This is a genomic window from Xanthomonas sp. WHRI 8932A, assembly GCF_035012785.1.
In the GTDB taxonomy this organism is placed as follows: Bacteria; Pseudomonadota; Gammaproteobacteria; order Xanthomonadales; family Xanthomonadaceae; genus Xanthomonas.
In genome coordinates this window covers 139,251-157,408 of sequence record NZ_JAYGQQ010000001.1, presented here as the reverse complement: position 1 = coordinate 157,408, position 18,158 = coordinate 139,251, and the positions used below count along the sequence as shown (strand labels likewise).

The following is an 18,158-nucleotide window of genomic DNA, read 5'->3' as shown; positions in this document are numbered from 1 at the left end:
GTCAACTACATACGCATGCGAATGGTTGTGGCTACAATGGCCGCTCAGTCAATAACCGGAAGGGGTCGAACGTGGATTTCAGCTTTACCGAAGAGCAACTGATGATCCAGGACGTGGCCCGCCGGATCGCCCAGGAAAAGATCGCCCCCAGCGCCGAGCAGTTCGATCGCAGTGGCGAGTTCCCGCTGGAAAACATCCGGCTGCTGGGCGAAAACGGCCTGATGGGCATCGAAGTGCCGGCCGAGTACGGCGGTGCCGGCATGGACCCGATCAGCTACGCACTGGCGATGATCGAGATCGCGGCCGGCGACGGCGCGCACTCCACCATCATGTCGGTCAACAACTCGCTGTTCTGCACCGGCATCCTGAAGAACGGCAGCGAGGCGCAGAAGCAGCTGTACGTGCGCGCGATTGCCGAAGGCACGCATATCGGCGCATTTGCGCTGACCGAACCGCAGTCCGGCTCGGATGCATCGGCGATGCGCTGCCGCGCGGTCAAGCAGGCCGATGGCAGCTTTGTCATCAACGGCAAGAAGAGCTGGATCACCTCCGGCCCGGTGGCCAAGTACATCGTGTTGTTTGCGGTGACCGAGCCTGACAAGGGCTCGCGCGGCATTACTGCCTTTATGGTCGACACCGACAAACCGGGCTTTCATCGCGGCAAGACCGAGCCCAAGCTGGGCATTCGCGCCTCGGCCACTTGCGAGATCGAGTTCGCCGACTATGTGGCGCAGCCGGACGAGGTGCTGGGCGTGGAAGGCGAAGGCTTCAAGACGGCGATGAGCGTGCTCGATGCCGGGCGCATCGGGATTGCCTCGCAAGCGGTCGGCATTGCGCGCGCCGCGTATGAAGCCACGCTTACGTACGTCAAGGAGCGCAAGGCCTTCGGCGCGGCCATCGGCACCTTCCAGATGACCCAGGCCAAGATCGCCGACATGAAGTGCAAGTTGGATGCGGCGTTGTTGTTGACGCTGCGCGCGGCCTGGCTCAAGGGGCAGGGCAAGAAGTTCGGCACCGAAGCGGCGGTCGCCAAGCTCACCGCCTCGGAAGCGGCAATGTGGATCACCCACCAGGCGGTGCAGATCCACGGCGGCATGGGTTACTCGAAAGAGATGCCGTTGGAGCGCTACTTTCGCGATGCCAAGATCACGGAAATCTACGAAGGAACGTCTGAAATTCAACGCCTGGTGATCGCGCGCGGGGAAACCGGGCTGCGCTGAGGTCGTCCGCACTCCAGCGCTGCCGCAGCTGCGGTAACGCTGGAACGCTCTCCGCGATGCCAAGATCACCGAGATCTACGAAGGCACGTCGGAAATCCAGCGCCTGTTGATCGCGCGCGGCGAAACCGGGCTGCGCTGAAGTCGGCGCGGACGAGTGCGACTAGTGCGCGCTGCGCGATGGGACTCTGCGCGCTATCGAGAGCAGCAAGATCTATCCAGGCGACAGGCAGATCCATCTGCCTTCGCTTGCTTGCGGGGAGACGGGCCTCGTGGGCGGATGGGCCCGCATAGGACCCTCATCCGGCGCTGCGCGCCACCTTCTCCCGCAGGCGGGAGAAGGGAGTGTCGTGTCGGTGCATCGGTGCCTCGTCTAGTCGTTGCATCGTTAGTCCTGCCTCGACAGTGGGGCGGAAACGGAGCGCGCTTGTCGGATTAGCTTGTGAGGTGCCAACGGCGCAGCCCACAATCGGAATTCCTCCGATCCTTCCTGTCACGCATGCTCACGTTTCCCTCCCTGTTTCGCGGTCGTATCCGGCCGCTTGCCGCGATCGGCCTTGGCATGTCGTGGTGCCTGCTGATGCTGCCTGCGCTTGCGCAAACGCCATCTCCCTCAATCGTGCCCACCGACCGCCTGCAGGAGCCCTGGTGGTCTCAGCGTCACGCGCAGGTGCTGGAGCAGGTCAAACAGCATCCTGAGACGAAGCTGCTGTTGATCGGTGATTCCATCACGCAGAACTACGAAAAAGCCAAGGCGCCCGACGAAGACTTCCAGCCCACCTGGCAGACCTTCTACGGCAGCCGCGGCGCGCTCAATCTGGGCTTCAGCGGCGATGGCACCGAAAACGTGCTGTGGCGGCTGGCCAATGGCGAAGTGGATGGCCTGCAGCCCAAGGTTGCGCTGGTGCTGATTGGCACCAATAACACCGGCCACCTCGGCCAGACCGCGGAGCAGACCCAGCTCGGCATCGACGCGGTAGTCGCGGCGATCGAACAAAAGCTGCCGCGCACGCACATCCTGCTGTTGAGTGTGCTGCCCAGCGCGATTTCCGGCGAAAAATCGCGTCGCGATGCGCAGATCAACCAGGGTCTGGCAGTGCGCTACGGCGACAACCCGCGTGTGACCTATCTGGATGTTGGCTCGGTGTTCCAGCGCGACGGCAAGCTACGCACCGAGTTGTTCTACGACACGCGCTTTCGTCCGGCGGCCGGTGCATTGCATCCGGATACGCAGGGCCAGCGCATGCTGGCCGAGGCGATCGAGCCGACCCTGGCGCGGCTGCTGGGTGAAGCGCCGGTCAAGCCGGTGGCCCAACTCGGCCGCGACGTGACCACCGCGTTGATGCCGGTCGATTGGCTGGAGCAGGATTCCTACGATTGGTACGCACGCCATCATGCCGCGCTTGCTGCCGCGCGCAGTTTGAAGCCGGAGGTGGTGATGATTGGCGATTCGATCACCCACTTCTGGTCGGGCCCGCCGCATGCCACGCGCGTCAGTGGGCCGCAGTCCTGGCAGTGGCTGTACGGCCAGCGGCCGGTGTTGAATCTGGGCTTTGGTTGGGACCGCACGCAGAACGTGTTGTGGCGCATCCGCCAGGGCGAGCTCGATGGCCTGGAGCCGCGTTGGGTGGTGCTGCACATCGGCACCAACAACCTCACCGGCACCGCGCAATCGCGTGCGAGCACGCCGGCCGAAACCGCGCAGGGCGTCGATGCCATCGTGCGCGAAGTACGCATACGCATGCCCAACAGCAAGTTGATTTTGATGGCGATCATGCCGCGCGGCCGCACTGCTAGCGATCCACAGCGCGGCCCGATTGCCGAAACCAATCGCCTGCTGCGCGCACGCTATGCGGCCGACCCATTGGTGCGTCTGGTCGATATCGGCAAGCAGCTGCTGCAGCCCGATGGCAGCCTGCCGGAGGCGCTGATGCCCGACGGTACGCATCCCAGCGAGGCCGGTTACAGGATCTGGGCGCAGGCACTGCGCGATGCTGGAATAACGGCCGCTCCGTAGGACGGCCACCACGGCGGCGCCCGCCAGGCAGGTGGGCGCTGTCGTGTCGTTTCGAAGTCTTGGTATTCGACCGTGGTGCAGCGTGCGCCGTAGGTCTGGGCAGAGACGAGTTGGTCGTAGCGCTGATCGGCGGTCGTGATGGAGTGGAGCGCAAGGCCGCGTAGGCGTCGCGATCATCCGATCACGTCGATGGATCAATCGGCAGAGAGCAGCTAATCAAACGACTGCGCTCACCACCCGGCGGGCGCGGCCGGTGCCCGGAGCTGGCACTTGCCAATCGTCCATTGCGATTTTGAGCGCTCCATCCACATCCGGCCGAGGACTGCTCGCTAAGTTTTCTTAGCGGCTCTGAATCACCTCATCGGCACTCAGGCGCTGATCGGCATCGGCGCTCAACCGCAGCGCCCGCATTTTCAAACCCCAGAAACCAGAAGACCCCCGATCGCTCGGAGGTCTTTTTAAACTGGTGCCCAGAAGAGGACTCGAACCTCCACGAAGTTGCCCCCGCTAGCACCTGAAGCTAGTGCGTCTACCAATTCCGCCACCTGGGCAGGTGAGCCGCGAATTTTGCAGACTCCTGGCGAGGTTGTCAACGGGTGATGTGTAGCAATCGCCAACGGCCTGGCTGGCCTTGCCGCCCATGTCAGGACCGCAGGGGTTACCATTAGGGTAATGACAAAGAAAAATACCCCCGATTCCGACCGGCCCAGCCGCCGCAAATCCGCCAGCCCGGGCGAGTCCACGACCGCCGAGCAACAGAAACTGCCGGGCTGGATGCCGGACTTCCTGGTCCGCGCTGCGGCAGGTGCGTCCACCAAATCCGCCAACAAGCGCGCTGCGGCAAAGGCGTCGTCCGATCAGCCGGCACCTCCGGTCGAGCCTGCTGCGCCCCGCGCGCCGCATCCACGCAAGAGCGGTCCGCCCGCGCCGCCGCCGGAACGTTTCCAGAAAGACACCGTCCAGGCCGTCGCCGACACCGTTGCCGTCGCCGACACCGGATTCAAGGATCCGCATGCCGACCGCGAGGCATTGCGTTACGCCGAGCCGATCGCCAGCCGCGAAGCCATCCTGCAGCTGCTGGAAGCCTGCGACGGCCCGCAGACCGCCGAAGAGATCGCCGAGCAGCTCGGCCTGAGCGACCGCATCGACGCGCTGGGCAAGCGCCTGGCGGCGATGGTGCGCGAAGCGCAGTTGGTGCAGAACCGCCGCGGCGGCTACGCGCCGGTGCAGCAGACCAGCCTGATCGCCGGCGTGGTGATCGCCAATCCGGAAGGCTTCGGTTTCCTCAAGCCGGACGAGGGCGGTGACGACCTGTTCCTGCCGCCGTTCGAAATGCGCAAGGTGATGCACGGCGACCGTGCATTGGCCAACGTCACCGGCATCGACCGCCGTGGCCGCCGCGAAGGCGCCATCGCACGCGTGCTCGAACGGCGCATGTCGCGCATGATCGGGCGCTTTTTCTACGAGCACGGCGTGGCCTACGTCGACCCGGACGACAAGCGCGTGCAACGCAACGTGCAGATTGCGCCGGACGGCATTGGTGAGGCACGCGAGGGGCAGTTGGTGGTGTGCGAACTGATCGCACCGCCGGACGCCCGCCGCCCGGCCATCGGCAAGATCATCGCGGTGCTGGGCGACAAGCTGACGCCGTCGCTGGTGGTGGAAATGGCCATCCATGGCCATGAATTGCCGCACGAATTCCCGCAGGAAGTGCTGGACCAAGCGGCCGCCGTGCCGTTGGTGGTCGAACCGCAGATGATCGGTGGGCGTGTGGATCTGCGGCAGATGCCGCTGGTCACCATCGATGGCGAAGACGCCAAGGATTTCGACGACGCGGTGTATTGCGAACCCAATGCCGACGGTTTCCGTCTGGTGGTGGCGATCGCCGACGTGTCCAACTATGTGCGTCCCGGCACGCCGCTGGACGACGAAGCGCAAAAGCGCGCCACCTCGGTGTATTTCCCGGGATTTGTGGTGCCGATGCTGCCGGAGACTCTGTCTAACGGCATCTGCTCGCTGATGCCCAAGGTCGACCGCATGTGCTTTGTCTGCGACATGCAGGTGGGCCGCGATGGCGAAGTGACCGGCTCGCGTTTTTACGAAGCGGTGATGAACTCGCATGCGCGCCTGACCTACAACCAGGTCTGGAAGGCGGTTGGCGAAGACGATGCCGATACCAAGGCATTCATCGGCCCGTTGTTACCGCAGGTGCAGCGTCTGCATCAGCTGTACAACGTGTTGTCGAAGGCGCGGACGCATCGCGGTGCGATCGAGTTCGAAACCTCCGAAGTACGCTTTGTGCTCGACAACACCGGTGAGGTCACCCAGGCCGGCATGCTGGTGCGGAACGACGCACACAAGCTGATCGAAGAATGCATGATCGCCGCCAACGTGGAAGCCGCGCGCTATCTGCTGGGTGTGCATGTGCCTGCGCCGTATCGCGTGCACGAGCGGCCGCCGGAGAGCAAGTACGAAGACCTGCTGGAGTTCCTCAAGGAATTCCAGCTCAGCCTGCCGGCGTGGAGCAAGGTGCGCCCGGGCGATTACACCAAGCTGCTGAAGAAGGTGCGTGCGCGCCCGGATGCCGCGCTGCTGGAATCGGTGCTGCTGCGCAGCCAGAGCCTGGCGGTGTATTCGCCCGATAACAACGGTCACTTCGGTCTGGCGTTGGAGGCGTATGCGCACTTCACTTCGCCGATCCGCCGCTACCCGGATCTGTTGGTGCATCGCGCGATCAAGCACGCCCTGACCGGCGCCAGCCCGGAGAAATTCATCTACACGCCGCGGCAGATGTCGGCCTTGTCGCTGCAATGCTCCGAGCGTGGACGCCGTGCCGATGAAGCCGAGCGCGAAGTGGACGAGCGTTATCGCGCCGCCTGGATGGAAAAGCATGTCGGCGGCCAGTTCGATGGCGTGATCAGTGGCGTGACCGGCTTCGGCCTGTTCGTGGAGCTGACCCAGTCCAAGGTCAATGGCCTGGTGCATGTCACCCAGTTGCCGCAGGACTATTACCAGTTCGACCCGATCCGCAAGACGCTTAGCGGCGAGCGCCGTGGTCGCGAGTTCCGTCTGGGCGACCCGGTACGCGTGCTGGTGCTCAAGGCCAGCATGGAAGAACGCAAGATCGATTTCCGTTTGGCAGAGGATGGTGCGCCTGCCGAAGCACCGCTGCCGCCGCGCGAGAAGCCGACCAAGCGCAAGAAAAAGTCGTATTGATACTGGATGCATGGTGTTGCGGGCGGCCGGGATGGCTGCCCGCAATACATTGCGTCGGCAAGTGCGTCGTGAGTGCCGCTGCATACCGTGATGACGCGGTGGCTTGCATAACACGCTGATCTGCGAGGCAAACCATGCACGCATCTTCCGAATACAGCGGTGGCTGCCAATGCGGCGCCGTGCGCTTTCATGTGCGCGGCGTGCTGGACGACGCATCGATCTGTCATTGCCGCATGTGTCAGAAAGCCTTCGGGGCGTATTACGCGCCGCTGGTGTCGGTGCGTGGCACCGAGTTCCGCTGGACCCGTGGCGAGCCCAAGCGCTTTGCCTCCTCGTCAGTGGTACAGCGCGGCTTTTGCGCCGAGTGCGGGACGCCATTGACCTATGAAGCGCCTGACGGCGTGGCAATTGCGGCAGGTGCATTCGACACGCCGGAGCGGTTGCCTCCGCACATTCAGTACGCGGTGGAGCGCAAGTTGCCGTTCGTCGATACCCTGGTGCAGCTGCCGACACGCCCGAGCGAGAATGACGCTGCTGCATTGGCGTTTCAGGCCGCGCTCGTCTCGCATCAGCATCCGGACCACGACACCGAGCGGTGGCCGGCGTAAGTAGCGATGTTGCTTGGCAATGCAGGTCATTGCTGTCTTCAATCATGCTGATGTCGATGCGTTGCGGCGTGTTGCCGACGTCGGCGCGATACGCGTTCAAGGACCTGCCCATAGCGGTTCACGCGGCGCGAAGACATCCGGCGTACCGATATATTTGCGGCCTGCCCACTTCAGCCAGCGGCGCATGACTCCGCCAGCTGCCCGTGGCATTGCGGCATGACCTTGGCCCGATTTCTCGGGCGATCCTTGCCCCGGCCGTGACGTAGCAGGCCGCAGGCCCTACCATTCCCCCTCATTTCTTCGTATGCCCGCGCAATGAGCAAGCAAAACCAGTGGATCGTCGGCGTCAACGCTGTCGCCTCGTCCGTCGAGAACGACGCCGACAACGTGCGCGAGGTCTTGATCGAGGCCGGTAGCAAGAACCCGCGTCTGACCGAGATCGAAGAACAGGCGCGCCGCAAGGGGATCGACGTGCGCCGGGTCAACACCCAGGCACTGGACGGTGTGGGCGGGCAGGTACGCCACCAAGGTGTTGCCGCACGCTACGCCGCCGCACGGTTGTGGGCGGAGAACGAACTGGAAGGCCTGGTCGAGGCTGCGCAAGGTCGCGCGCTGGTGCTGGTGCTCGACGGCGTGCAGGACCCGCACAACCTCGGTGCGTGTCTGCGCAGCGCCGCGGCCGCAGGCGCCACTGCGGTGGTCATCCCCAAGGACAAGTCGGCCACGGTGAATGCGACCGTGCGCAAGACCTCGGCCGGCGCCGCCGACCGCATCCCGGTGGTAGCGGTGACCAATCTGGCACGCTGCCTGCGCGACCTGCAGAAGCAAGGTGTGTGGTTGTACGGCCTGGCAGGAGAGGCCGAGGCGTCGTTGTACAGCGTCGACCTGCGCGGCAATGTCGGGCTGGTGCTGGGCGGTGAGGCCGACGGTCTGCGTCGTCTGACCCGCGAGCATTGCGATGGTCTGGTCAAGATTCCGATGCCGGGCGATATCGAAAGCCTCAATGTGTCGGTCGCAACCGGCGTGACCCTGTTCGAGGTCGTGCGCCAGCGCCTGGGTGCCTGAGCGATGCGGTACGGAGGCGCGCGATCACGCGCTGCCTCCAGCATGCAATAGGCACGTTGCGCACATGCAGGCATAGCGCAATCTGCGCAGATTGCGACGCTGCGCTTGGCAACGAGGTGCTGCCGATGGCGCGTACGACGCCGCAGCTGCAAGGCTTTCGGCGTCAGCCAGCGCGAACGCTCAGCGCCCGCGTCACTTTTTGCCTACCATATCGCCAGCAAACGGCGTGTCGTGTCTGATGAAACTTGGGGTGGGCGCCTGCGGTACGGGCGAGAACAGAGACGCCGGCAAGGCGTCGGCACGATGGCATGGACAGTGGCGGCGCTGGCTCGGCGCTGGCGTCTGCATGCTGTTGGCGTTGTGTTCGCTGACGGCGATCGCCGCACCTATCGGGACCGCGCGATTACGCGACTACGCCATCGACAGCTGGAGTTCGCGCAGCGGCCTGCCGCACAACTCGCTGCGCGATATCGCCCAGACCCGCGACGGCTACCTGTGGTTCGCCACCTGGGAAGGCCTGGTCCGCTACAACGGCCTGGAATTCAACGTCATCGATCGCAGCACACGACCGGGTCTGCCCGATAACGGCGTCGGCGCCCTGTACGTGGATCGCGATGGCGCGCTGTGGCTGAGCGATGCGCGCGGCAATCTGGTGCGTCACGGCGCCGATGGGCAGTGGCGGCAGTGGCAACGCAAGGGCCAGTGGCCGCAGGCGTTGATCCACGCGATGACCATGGATGCGGACGGCCGGATGTGGCTGCTGTTCGAAGGCCATGGGCTGGGGTGCCTGTGGCCGGATGGACGTTTCGAATATTTTCCGCCGCGCGATGGCGTGCCGCTGCAGAGCAGTTTTCCGCGCATGTTGTTCGACGGCCAGGGCCGCTTGCTGATCGGTACGCTGGACGGGCTGATCTATCGCGAACCGGATGGGCGCATGCATCGTGCGCCAGCGTCATTCGGCCTGCCGCCGGGCCTGGCGTGGCCGTATCGCGCCCCGGACGGCATGGTGTGGGTGGTCGCAGGCGAGCAGCTGTATCGCTTGCACGACGAGCGCGCCGAGCTGGTGCATCGGCTGCCGGGGCAGGGCCACTTCACTGCGATGCTGCAGGATCGCAATGGCGATCTGTGGCTGGGTAGCGAAAACCAGGGGCTGTTACGGATCGGCAGCCACGGGGTAGAGCATTTGCCGGCAGGCCGCAGCCTGCCCACCGGGCGCATCGTCAGCCTGCGCGAAGATGCGGAAGGCAGCATCTGGGTCGGCGCCAACGGTGGCCTGTTCCGATTGCGCGAGACCTTGTTCAGCAGCTACAGCCAGCGCGACGGGTTGAGCGGCGACTATGCCCGCGCAGTACTCGAAGATCGCGATGGCAGTCTGTGGATCGCCAGCACCGCCGGTCTGGACCGCATGTTGCCGGACGGCCGGATCATGCCGGTTCCTGTCGCCACCCCGTCGGGACGTCGGCTGTCGGTGCTCAGTCTGGCGCTGGATCGGCAGGGCGACCTGTGGGTGGGCACCTATGCCGACGGTGTGTTCGTGCTGCGCGATGGCCGCGTGCTGCAGCACTACGGCGAGGCGGATGGCATCCCCAGTGGCCATATCCGCGCCATCGTGATCGATGCGCACGCTGCGGTGTGGCTGGCCACTCAGCGCGGCGTGGTGCAGCTAGTGGACGGCAAGCGCGTGCCGGTGGCGATCGATGGCCTGCCCGGTGGCGTGGTGACTGCCTTGGCCAGCATCGACGGCGCGCTGTGGATCGGCTCGGTCGATGGCGCGGCGGTGTTGCGCGACGGCACGGTGCAGCAACTGGACCTGGAACGCTTGGGTGGTGCACGCAGCGTATTCGGCTTCCAGTCGATTGGCGATGCGGTGTGGATCTCCACCGATCGCGGTCTGTATCGCATGCGCGGCGGCACGCTTGCACGCGTGGGTCTGGAGCAGGGCATGCCGGTGGATACGGTGTTCCAGCTCGTCGACGATCGGCGGGGCAACGCATGGATCAGCAGCAATCGCGGCGTGCTGCGCACTGCGTTCGCTGCGCTCGATGCGGTGGCCGATGGACGCGGCACGCTGGACATCGAGCGCTACGGCGAGATCGACGGCATGGGCAACGCGCAGGCCAACGGCAGCTCCGGCCCCAGCATGATCGCGCGTGCCGATGGCTCGGTTTGGGTGGTCACCGCCGGTGGTGTGAGCACGGTGGACCCGGCGCGCCTGCAGCGGTTTCGCGAGCGACGCCCACCGCCGCCGCTGATCGAAAGCGTGCAACAGGACGGCCGCCCGCTGGCCTGGCGCCAACAAGCGCAACTACCCGGCGGCGACCGGCTCAATGTCTCGTATGTGGGCATGAGTTTTCTGCTGTCCGAACGTATCGAATACCGCACCCGTCTGGACGGCCTGGACAACGTGTGGATTGCACGTGGCCGGCAGCGCAGCGTGGAGTTCATCGGCCTGCCGCCGGGGCATTACACCCTGCGGGTGGCGGCCCGTCATCCGGGCGGTGCCTGGAGCCCGCAGGAGGCGCGCTGGACCTTCGACGTGCTGCCGCTGTGGTGGCAACGCCACGATGTGCGGTTTGCTGCGGTGCTGGGCGCGATTCTTGCCCTGGCCTTGCTGTATCGGGCGCTGCTGCATCGCTACAGGACCCACAGCGCCCGCCTGGCCGAACTGGTGCGCAAGCGCACACAGGATCTGCAGTTGCAGGCGCAGCGCCTGCTGCAGGCCAATCAGGAAAAGAGCGAGTTGTTGACGCGCCTGCGCATCAAGTCCGACGTGTTCGAGCGCCAGGCGCACGAGGACGCACTGACCGGCTTGCCCAACCGTCGCCACTTCGACGAAGCGCTGGCGCGCGACATCAGCCGCGCACGTCGCAGTGGCCGGCCGCTGGTGCTGGCGATCCTGGATATCGATCATTTCAAGCGCATCAACGACCGTTACTCGCACGCCATTGGCGACGCGGTGCTGCACGATGTCGGCGAGCTGCTGACCGCAGCCGCACGTGCCTCGGATCTGCCTGCGCGTCTTGGCGGCGAAGAGTTCGCCCTGCTGTTGGCCGACACCACACTGGACGATGCACAGGCGCTCTGCGAGCGCATTCGCATGCTGTTCCATGCGCGCGCCGACTGGGGCGATGTGGAAGGGTTGCAGGTGACCTTCAGCGCCGGCGTGTCGGAGTTGCGCGACGAGGACACCGGCTCATCGTTGATGCAGCGCGCCGACCACGCGTTGTACGAAGCCAAGAGCGCAGGGCGCGACCGGATCTGTGCTGGTTAAAGGCTGGGAGTCGGGAATCGGGAATCGGGAATCGGAAAAGCGCGGTGGCTGGCGCTTTGCTGCTCCTGCAGGGCGGCTGGGAAGTACGAAGGCTCTAACCGCACGCTCCGGCAACGCTGCATGCAGTGAGCAGCAGCTGCTCTGTTGCTGCCGCACCCGGCTGATCTTTCAGCCGCGCAAACGCCCCGCTTTTGCCAATCCCCAATCCCCAATCCCCAATCCCAGCCCTAAACAGGCCCGGGCCAGGCATTGAGGATGGTGCAGAACAGCCGTGCGGTCTGTTCGGTGTCGTAGACCGCGCTGTGCGCATCGGCGGTGTTCCAGTCCAGACCGGCCGCCTGCGCGGCACGCGCCAACACGGTCTGCCCGTACGCCACGCCAGCCAGGGTCACCGTGTCGAACACGCTGAAGGGATGAAACGGATTGCGCTTGTGCTCCACGCGCGCAACGGCGGCGTTGAGGAAGTTCAAATCAAAATGCGCGTTGTGGCCAACCAGGATGGCGCGCTGGCACCCATATTTCTTCACCGCGGCGCGCACCGGTGCGAACACATGGTCCAGCGCGTCCTTTTCCTGTTTGGCAAAACGGAACGGGTGATCGAGCACGATGCCGGTAATCTCCAGCGACTTGGGATCGATCTCCAGTCCTGGGGCCGGGACCAGATGCGCGCTGGCGGTTTCTCCGGGGAAAAAGCGCCCGTCGGCACCCATTTCGATCGGCACGCAGGCGATTTCCAGCAATGCGTGCTTGTTCCAGTCGAACCCGCCGGTTTCCACATCCACCACCACGGGCAGATAGCCGCGGAAACGCCGCGACATGGGCAGAAAGGAGGGGGCAGGCTGCGGGTCGACCGGTTCGTTCATCCGCATAGCCTAGCAGGTCGCACCCTGGGCCCGACCGGTGCACCCGCCCTCGGTGTATCCGCCTTTGGTCTGGCGCATCTGGTCGGCAGGCAAAGCGCTACTTGTGATCGCCACGGCGCTGCCGAGACGGCGGGCTTGGGCGTGCGAATGGACCGCAAAGCAGCGGGTCGATGACGGCCAGCGGTGTAGCTCAGAACGGCGAACAAGACCGGGTGAGCAGTCGTCAGCAGGAGGGGAGGGGCTGCACAGACCCGGAGTGCACGCGTGGTCTGCGCCTCACTGAGCACATGCCGCGCCCACCCGGCGGAGCGTAGTTGATCCAAGAGCAAGCCGCGTCCTCACCAGAGAGTCGCCTGTCAGAACCCCATCCGCACGCGTTCCCGCCAGTAAGCCAGCATCGATCAAGCGCATGCACAAAGCTTTCGTGCGGGGCGCCACGGGCCGCTCCGGCTGTACTCCGCTGTCTACCGGCCACGACGTCACGCAAAAGAAGGCCCGATCCGCGTTGTCACGGACCGGGCCTTCTTAATGACACGGATGCGTCGGGATCAACCCCCGCCGACCACGCTGGCGATCAGGCCGGTCGCGATGGCAATCAGCACGTATTGGTTATCCACGCGACGCCACTCATGTCCGCGCGGCGGTTGCTTCAAGTGATGCTTGCGGTAATCGGCGACACGGTTACCGCGATGGTCCGGTGCCAGGCGCTCGCCGCGCCGGAAGGGCGGGCCATGGCGATCGTTGCGGTGATCGTCGTGATGTGCGCTGCGCCGATTATCGTGTTTGTCGTTGCGATGCTCGTCATGCCGGTCCGGGCCGCGATCGTCGTGACGCTGCTGTGCGATGCGGTCGCGATCGCGATCGTCGTGCTGCTGGGGCGCGGCGAACGCGGCTCCCGAGGTCAGCAGCGATACAACCATGAAAGATCCGATGAGACGTTTCATCTGCGTACTCCTGCGTCACAGGAACGGCCTGTGTGCAATCCCACCGTAGGGATTTTTAGCTGAATACGTAATGAAATAAAGCTTTCCGCTGTTTGTCGGCAGCGCGTGCCGACACCCTACGACGATCAGATCACGCCGGTGGTGCTGGTGTCGTCGCGCTTCAGGCGCGGCGGCAGCGGCTGTTCGCCATGCACCAGGAACCACACGTTCTCGGCGATGTTGGTCGCATGGTCGCCGATGCGTTCCAGGTTCTTGGCCATGAACAGCAAGTGCGTGCACGGCGTAATGTTGCGCGGGTCTTCCATCATGTAGGTCAGTAGCTCGCGGAATAGCGCGGTGTACTGCGCATCCAGGCGTGCATCTTCGTCGCGCACGCGGATCGCCGCATCGGCATCCTTGTCGCGGTACGCCTGCACCGCCTCGCGGACCGCATCGGCGGCCATCTGACCCAGCGCACGCAGGCCCACCGTCTGCGGCAGCGGCGGCGCGGAGTTGAGTGCGATCGAGCGCTTGGCCACGTTCGCCGCGTAATCGCCGATGCGTTCGATATCCGCAGGAATTCGCAGGCCGGCCAGAATCTCGCGCAGATCGCGCGCCATCGGGCCGCGCAAGGCTAGGCGCATCACGTCGTGGCTGATCGCGTGTTCCAGTGCGTCGATCGCTTCGTCGTTGACCACGATGCGATGCGCGGCGTTGTCGTCGCGACGCTCCACCACATCCAGCGCCGCTTCCAGCTGCGCCACTGCCGTGTCGCCCATGCGCACGATCTCGGCGACAAGACGGTGCTGCTCCTCGTCGTAGCTTTTGACGATATGGTCGTTGAGGTGCTGGTTCATCGTGATCTCGATTCGTGGCAGTAGTGGATGTCCGTCAGCCGCGCCGAATGACGTGCAGGGCAGGGCGACGGAGCTGCTTCAGTGCGGGCGTTGCGGTGCGTCGCCTTACATCAACCGAAACGGCCGGTGATGTAGTCCTCGGTCTGCTGCTTGGACGGCTGGGAAAAAATCGTTTCGGTGCGGTCGTGCTCGATCAGGTCGCCCAGATACATGAAGGCGGTGTAATCGGAGACGCGCGCGGCCTGCTGCATGTTGTGGGTCACGATCACGATGGTGTAGTCGCGCTTGAGTTCTTCCACCAACTGTTCGATACGGCTGGTGGAAATCGGATCCAGCGCCGAGGTGGGTTCGTCCAGCAGCAATACGTCCGGCCGCAGCGCCACTGCGCGCGCAATGCACAGGCGTTGCTGCTGACCGCCAGACAGGCCCAGCGCGCTTTGCCCCAGCTTGTCCTTGACCTCGTCCCACAACGCGCCCTGGCGCAAGGCCTGTTCCACGCGGTTCTGCATGTCGGGCTTTGACAGTTTTTCGTGGTGTCGGATGCCGTAGGCAACGTTTTCGAAGATGGTCATCGGAAACGGCACCGGCTTCTGAAACACCATGCCCACCTTGCTGCGCAGGCGATTCATCGGGTACTTCGGCGACAGGATGTTTTCGCCATCCAGCAGTACTTCGCCGCGCGCTTCCATCTTCGGGTATAGCGCGTAGATGCGGTTGAAGATGCGCAGCAGGGTCGATTTGCCGCAGCCGGAGGGGCCGATCAGCGCGGTGACGCGCTTTTCCGGGATCTCGATATCGATGCTTTTGAGCGCGTGGTACTTGTCGTAATAGAAATCCAGATTGCGTGCGGCCACCTTCACTGGCGCCTGCGCCGTCGGCGCCCCCTTGGCGGCCGGAACAGCGATGCGATGCATCGGCTTGGCGTTTTGGAGATCGTTCATGTCGGGTGTCCGGAAAGAAAGGTCAGTCATTGGAAATCTTGTTACGCAACAGCAGCGCACGTGCGCCCAGGCTCACCAACAACACAAACACGGTCAGCACCAGTGCGCCGGACCAGGCCAGGGTCTGCCAGGATTCGTACGGGCTGCCTGCAAACTGGTTCATGATCACCGGCACGCTGGCCATCGGTTGGAAAATGTTGCTGTTCCAGTATTGATTGCCGAATGCAGTGAACAGCAGCGGTGCGGTTTCGCCGCTGATGCGTGCCAGCGCCAGCAGCACGCCGGTGAGAATGCCGGCCGATGCCGCGCGGTACAGCACCTGCACGGTGACCTTCCACTGCGGAATGCCCAGCGACAAGGCCGCTTCGCGCATCTGCGCCGGCACCAGCCGCAGCATCTCGTCGGTGGTACGCACCACCACCGGCAGCACGATGAAGGCCAGCGAGAGTGCGCCGGCAAACGCAGAGAACCGCCCGCCGGTCTGCATCACGTACAAGGTGTAGACGAACAGGCCGAGCACGATCGACGGCGCAGACAACAGGATGTCGTTGACGAAGCGCACCACGATGCCCGCCTTGCGCGCATTGCCATACTCGGCCAGCCAGGTACCAGCCGCCACGCCCAACGGCGTGCCGATCGCCAGCGCCAGCCCGCACATCACCGCACTGCCGAAGAAGGCGTTGAGCAGGCCGCCTTCCTGCATCGGCGGCGGTGTCATTTTGGTGAACAGATTGAGGTCGATGCCGGGCACGCCCTTGGACAGCAGCGTCCACAGAATCCAGGCCAGGAAGAACAACCCGAACAATGCAGTGACGCATGACAACAACAGTGCCACCACATTGGTGACGCGGCGCCGGTTGTACAGCGATTGCGAGACAGAGGAAGCGGACATCAGTTGCCCTCCCGACGCGACAGCTGCATCAGCATGAAGCGCGCGATCGCCAGCACGATGAAGGTCACGATGAACAGCACAAAGCCCAGCAGCAACAAGGCCGAGCGATAGGTTTCGGTGGCCTCGCCGAAGTCATTGGCGATCAATGCGGCGATGGTGGTGCCGGGCTCAAGCAGCGACGGCGACAGACGCACCGTGTTGCCAACCACAAAGGCCACCGCCATGGTTTCGCCCAACGCGCGTCCCAGCCCCAGAAACACGCCGCCGATCACCGCAGAGCGCGTGTACGGCAGCACGATGTCCCAGCTGACTTCCCACTTGGTCGAGCCCAGCGCGTACGCCGATTCCTTCAGGCGCGTCGGCACCGTCAGAAACACTTCGCGCATCACCGAGGAGATAAACGGGATCACCATGATCGCCAACACGAATCCTGCGGTGAGCAGGCCGATGCCCAGCGGTGGACCCTGAAACAACGGGCCGATCACCGGCAATGTGCCCAGGTGATCGTTGAGCCACGGCGTCACGTGTTCGGTCATCACCGGCACCAGCACGAACAGGCCCCACATGCCGTAGATGATCGACGGAATGCCGGCCAGCAATTCGATTGCGGTGCCTACCGGCCCGCGCAACCAGCGCGGCGCCACCTCGGTGAGAAAGAACGCGATGCCAAAACTCACCGGTACCGCAATCACCATCGCGATCAAGGCGGTGACCAAGGTGCCGTATATCGGCGCCAGTGCGCCGTACTTGTTTTCGACCGGATTCCAGTCGGCGGAATAGAAAAAGCTCAGGCCCTGCATCTGCAGTGCGTGGCGTCCGCCCCACAACATCGACAGCGCTGCGCTGCCTAGCGCCAACAGCACAAACACCACGGTGGCGGCCAGCGCAAGCTTGAACAGGCGGTCGGCGCGCGCATCGCGCAGGTCGCGGCCGCGGGGGGCGGTCATCGCTTCGGGAAGGGCGGTGGCATTCATTCGATTGAACTCGTCACCCGCACATCGGCGGGAGCGTGAGACATCAGGAACGGTGAGGCGCCCGCAGGCACCTCACCGCCGCGCAGCCCGCCATGCAGGCGGGATGCAGGCATTACTTGAACTCGCTGCCCCAATAGGCTTGGATCTGCTTCACCAGCTCCGGCGGCAGCGGCACGTAATGCAGCTCGCTGGCCTGGGCCTGGCCGTTTTCCAATGCCCACTTGAAGAAGTCCAGTGTCGCCTTGCTGCGCTCGGCATCCTTGGCCTGCTTGTGCATCAGCATGAAGTTGGTGGCGGTGATCGGCCAGGCCTTCTCGCCCGGCGCATTGGTGATCACCAGGTTGAAGTCCTTGGCATTGGCCCAGTCGGCGCTGGCGGCAGCGGCGGCAAAGCTGTCTGCATTCGGCTCGACCCACTGGCCGGCGGCATTCTGCAGCGAGGTGTACGGCATCTTGTTCTGCAGCGCATAGGCCAGCTCGACGTAGCCGATCGACCCCTTGATCTGCTGCACGTACGAGGCCACGCCTTCGTTACCCTTGCCGCCGACGCCACCGGGCCACTGCACGGAGGTGCCTTCGCCGACCTTGCTCTTCCACTCCGGGCTGACCTTGGACAGGTAGTTGGAGAAGTTGAAGGTGGTACCCGACCCATCGGAGCGGTGCACCAGATTGATCTTGGTCGCCGGCAGGGTCACGCCGGGATTGGCCGCGACAATCGCCGCGTCGTTCCACATGCTGACCTTGCCCAGGAAGATATCGCCCAGCAGCGCGCCGGTCAGGCGCAGCTTGCCCGGGGCGATGCCTTCCAGATTGACCACCGGCACCACGCCGCCGATGGCGGACGGGAACTGGCCCAGGCCGGCCTGTTGCAGCTCGGCGCTATCGAGCGGCTTGTCGGTCGAGCCGAAATCCACCGTGCCGGCCTTGATCTGCGCAATGCCGCCGCCGGAACCGATCGACTGGTAGTTGACCTTGTTGCCGGTGGCGGCGTTGTAGTCGGCCGACCACTTGGACACCAGCGGATAGATGAAGGACGCACCGGCACCGGAGATTTCCGCAACCTTGCTGTCGCTTGCGGTGGCGCCTGCGCTGGGAGCGCCCTTGGCGGCATCGCCGGACTGCGCGTCCTTGCCGGGCGAACACGCAGCCAGGGCAAGGGCGATGGTGAGGGACAGGGCGGTCAGACTGGCCGACTGCAATTTCATGGAAGCTCCGAGGCTGGATTGGCCGGGTGTCCGGCAGACCACGCTATGAAATGATGTTTTTGTTACACGCTCATGACAGCGCCTTCGGGAGAGGCATCACAAAAAAAGAC

Annotated in this window: 13 protein-coding genes and 1 tRNA gene; 6 read left to right on the top strand and 8 right to left on the bottom strand. The window is 64.4% G+C overall.

All coding sequences use genetic code 11. The annotated features are described in order from the left end of the window. The first annotated feature begins 71 nt into the window (after positions 1-71). A complete protein-coding gene (locus VC212_RS00705) occupies positions 72-1,220 on the top strand; it encodes an acyl-CoA dehydrogenase family protein (protein ID WP_115553455.1) in 1,149 nt (382 codons plus the stop codon). Between the two features lie 559 nt (positions 1,221-1,779). After that, on the top strand, positions 1,780-3,234 hold the full coding sequence (locus VC212_RS00700) for a platelet-activating factor acetylhydrolase IB subunit (RefSeq protein WP_323514266.1): 1,455 nt from the start codon (positions 1,780-1,782) through the stop codon (positions 3,232-3,234). A gap of 464 nt (positions 3,235-3,698) precedes the next feature. Here VC212_RS00700 and VC212_RS00695 read toward each other — a convergent pair. Further along, a tRNA-Leu gene (locus tag VC212_RS00695) sits at positions 3,699-3,785 on the bottom strand. A gap of 121 nt (positions 3,786-3,906) precedes the next feature. Between VC212_RS00695 and rnr the strand changes: the two genes are divergently transcribed. The 4 genes from rnr to VC212_RS00675 all read left to right on the top strand — a co-directional run bounded on the left by rnr (position 3,907) and on the right by VC212_RS00675 (position 11,394). Further along, the gene (gene rnr / locus VC212_RS00690) at positions 3,907-6,450 is read left to right on the top strand and encodes a ribonuclease R (RefSeq protein WP_115561767.1); all 2,544 of its coding nucleotides are present in this window, start codon (positions 3,907-3,909) and stop codon (positions 6,448-6,450) included. A 134-nt stretch (positions 6,451-6,584) separates the two neighbouring features. After that, on the top strand, positions 6,585-7,058 hold the full coding sequence (locus VC212_RS00685; RefSeq protein WP_323514071.1) for a GFA family protein: 474 nt from the start codon (positions 6,585-6,587) through the stop codon (positions 7,056-7,058). A gap of 315 nt (positions 7,059-7,373) precedes the next feature. Then, entirely contained in the window at positions 7,374-8,123 is a 750-nt protein-coding gene (gene rlmB / locus VC212_RS00680; RefSeq protein WP_055844774.1) for a 23S rRNA (guanosine(2251)-2'-O)-methyltransferase RlmB, read from the top strand. Positions 8,124-8,361: 238 nt separating this feature from the next. After that, positions 8,362-11,394, top strand: coding sequence for a diguanylate cyclase (locus VC212_RS00675; RefSeq protein ID WP_323514265.1), 3,033 nt, complete (start codon positions 8,362-8,364; stop codon positions 11,392-11,394). Between the two features lie 227 nt (positions 11,395-11,621). Here the strand turns inward: VC212_RS00675 and rnt are convergent, their stop codons facing one another. The 7 genes from rnt to pstS all read right to left on the bottom strand — a co-directional run bounded on the left by rnt (position 11,622) and on the right by pstS (position 18,048). After that, positions 11,622-12,263, bottom strand: coding sequence for a ribonuclease T (rnt, locus tag VC212_RS00670; RefSeq protein ID WP_115559786.1), 642 nt, complete (start codon positions 12,261-12,263; stop codon positions 11,622-11,624). Positions 12,264-12,805: 542 nt separating this feature from the next. After that, positions 12,806-13,201 carry an RcnB family protein gene (locus VC212_RS00665; protein ID WP_323514070.1) on the bottom strand — a complete coding sequence of 132 codons (396 nt, stop codon included), beginning with the start codon at positions 13,199-13,201 and terminating at the stop codon, positions 12,806-12,808. Positions 13,202-13,326: 125 nt separating this feature from the next. Further along, complete coding sequence (phoU, locus tag VC212_RS00660; RefSeq protein ID WP_055844762.1) at positions 13,327-14,037, bottom strand: phosphate signaling complex protein PhoU; 711 nt, start codon at positions 14,035-14,037, stop codon at positions 13,327-13,329. A gap of 110 nt (positions 14,038-14,147) precedes the next feature. Beyond that, complete coding sequence (gene pstB / locus VC212_RS00655; RefSeq protein WP_039420807.1) at positions 14,148-14,978, bottom strand: phosphate ABC transporter ATP-binding protein PstB; 831 nt, start codon at positions 14,976-14,978, stop codon at positions 14,148-14,150. A gap of 22 nt (positions 14,979-15,000) precedes the next feature. After that, positions 15,001-15,870: a phosphate ABC transporter permease PstA gene (pstA, locus tag VC212_RS00650; protein WP_115512051.1), complete on the bottom strand. Its 870-nt coding sequence runs from the start codon at positions 15,868-15,870 to the stop codon at positions 15,001-15,003. Beyond that, positions 15,870-16,844: a phosphate ABC transporter permease subunit PstC gene (gene pstC, locus VC212_RS00645; protein WP_039420811.1), complete on the bottom strand. Its 975-nt coding sequence runs from the start codon at positions 16,842-16,844 to the stop codon at positions 15,870-15,872. The genes pstA and pstC overlap by 1 nt, the downstream gene beginning before the upstream one ends. A gap of 112 nt (positions 16,845-16,956) precedes the next feature. Beyond that, complete coding sequence (gene pstS / locus VC212_RS00640; RefSeq protein WP_055844755.1) at positions 16,957-18,048, bottom strand: phosphate ABC transporter substrate-binding protein PstS; 1,092 nt, start codon at positions 18,046-18,048, stop codon at positions 16,957-16,959. Between the last annotated feature and the right edge of the window lie 110 nt (positions 18,049-18,158).

Excerpts from the sequence above, each read along its gene's own strand:
- VC212_RS00700 (WP_323514266.1), top strand. The coding sequence starts at position 1,780 with ATGTCGTGGTGCCTGCTGATGCTGCCTGCGCTTGCGCAAACGCCATCT.
- rnr (WP_115561767.1), top strand. The coding sequence starts at position 3,907 with ATGACAAAGAAAAATACCCCCGATTCCGACCGGCCCAGCCGCCGCAAA.
- VC212_RS00685 (WP_323514071.1), top strand. The coding sequence starts at position 6,585 with ATGCACGCATCTTCCGAATACAGCGGTGGCTGCCAATGCGGCGCCGTG.
- rlmB (WP_055844774.1), top strand. The coding sequence starts at position 7,374 with ATGAGCAAGCAAAACCAGTGGATCGTCGGCGTCAACGCTGTCGCCTCG.
- VC212_RS00675 (WP_323514265.1), top strand. The coding sequence starts at position 8,362 with ATGAAACTTGGGGTGGGCGCCTGCGGTACGGGCGAGAACAGAGACGCC.
- rnt (WP_115559786.1), bottom strand. The coding sequence starts at position 12,263 with ATGCGGATGAACGAACCGGTCGACCCGCAGCCTGCCCCCTCCTTTCTG.
- VC212_RS00665 (WP_323514070.1), bottom strand. The coding sequence starts at position 13,201 with ATGAAACGTCTCATCGGATCTTTCATGGTTGTATCGCTGCTGACCTCG.
- phoU (WP_055844762.1), bottom strand. The coding sequence starts at position 14,037 with ATGAACCAGCACCTCAACGACCATATCGTCAAAAGCTACGACGAGGAG.
- pstB (WP_039420807.1), bottom strand. The coding sequence starts at position 14,978 with ATGAACGATCTCCAAAACGCCAAGCCGATGCATCGCATCGCTGTTCCG.
- pstA (WP_115512051.1), bottom strand. The coding sequence starts at position 15,870 with ATGTCCGCTTCCTCTGTCTCGCAATCGCTGTACAACCGGCGCCGCGTC.
- pstC (WP_039420811.1), bottom strand. The coding sequence starts at position 16,844 with ATGAATGCCACCGCCCTTCCCGAAGCGATGACCGCCCCCCGCGGCCGC.
- pstS (WP_055844755.1), bottom strand. The coding sequence starts at position 18,048 with ATGAAATTGCAGTCGGCCAGTCTGACCGCCCTGTCCCTCACCATCGCC.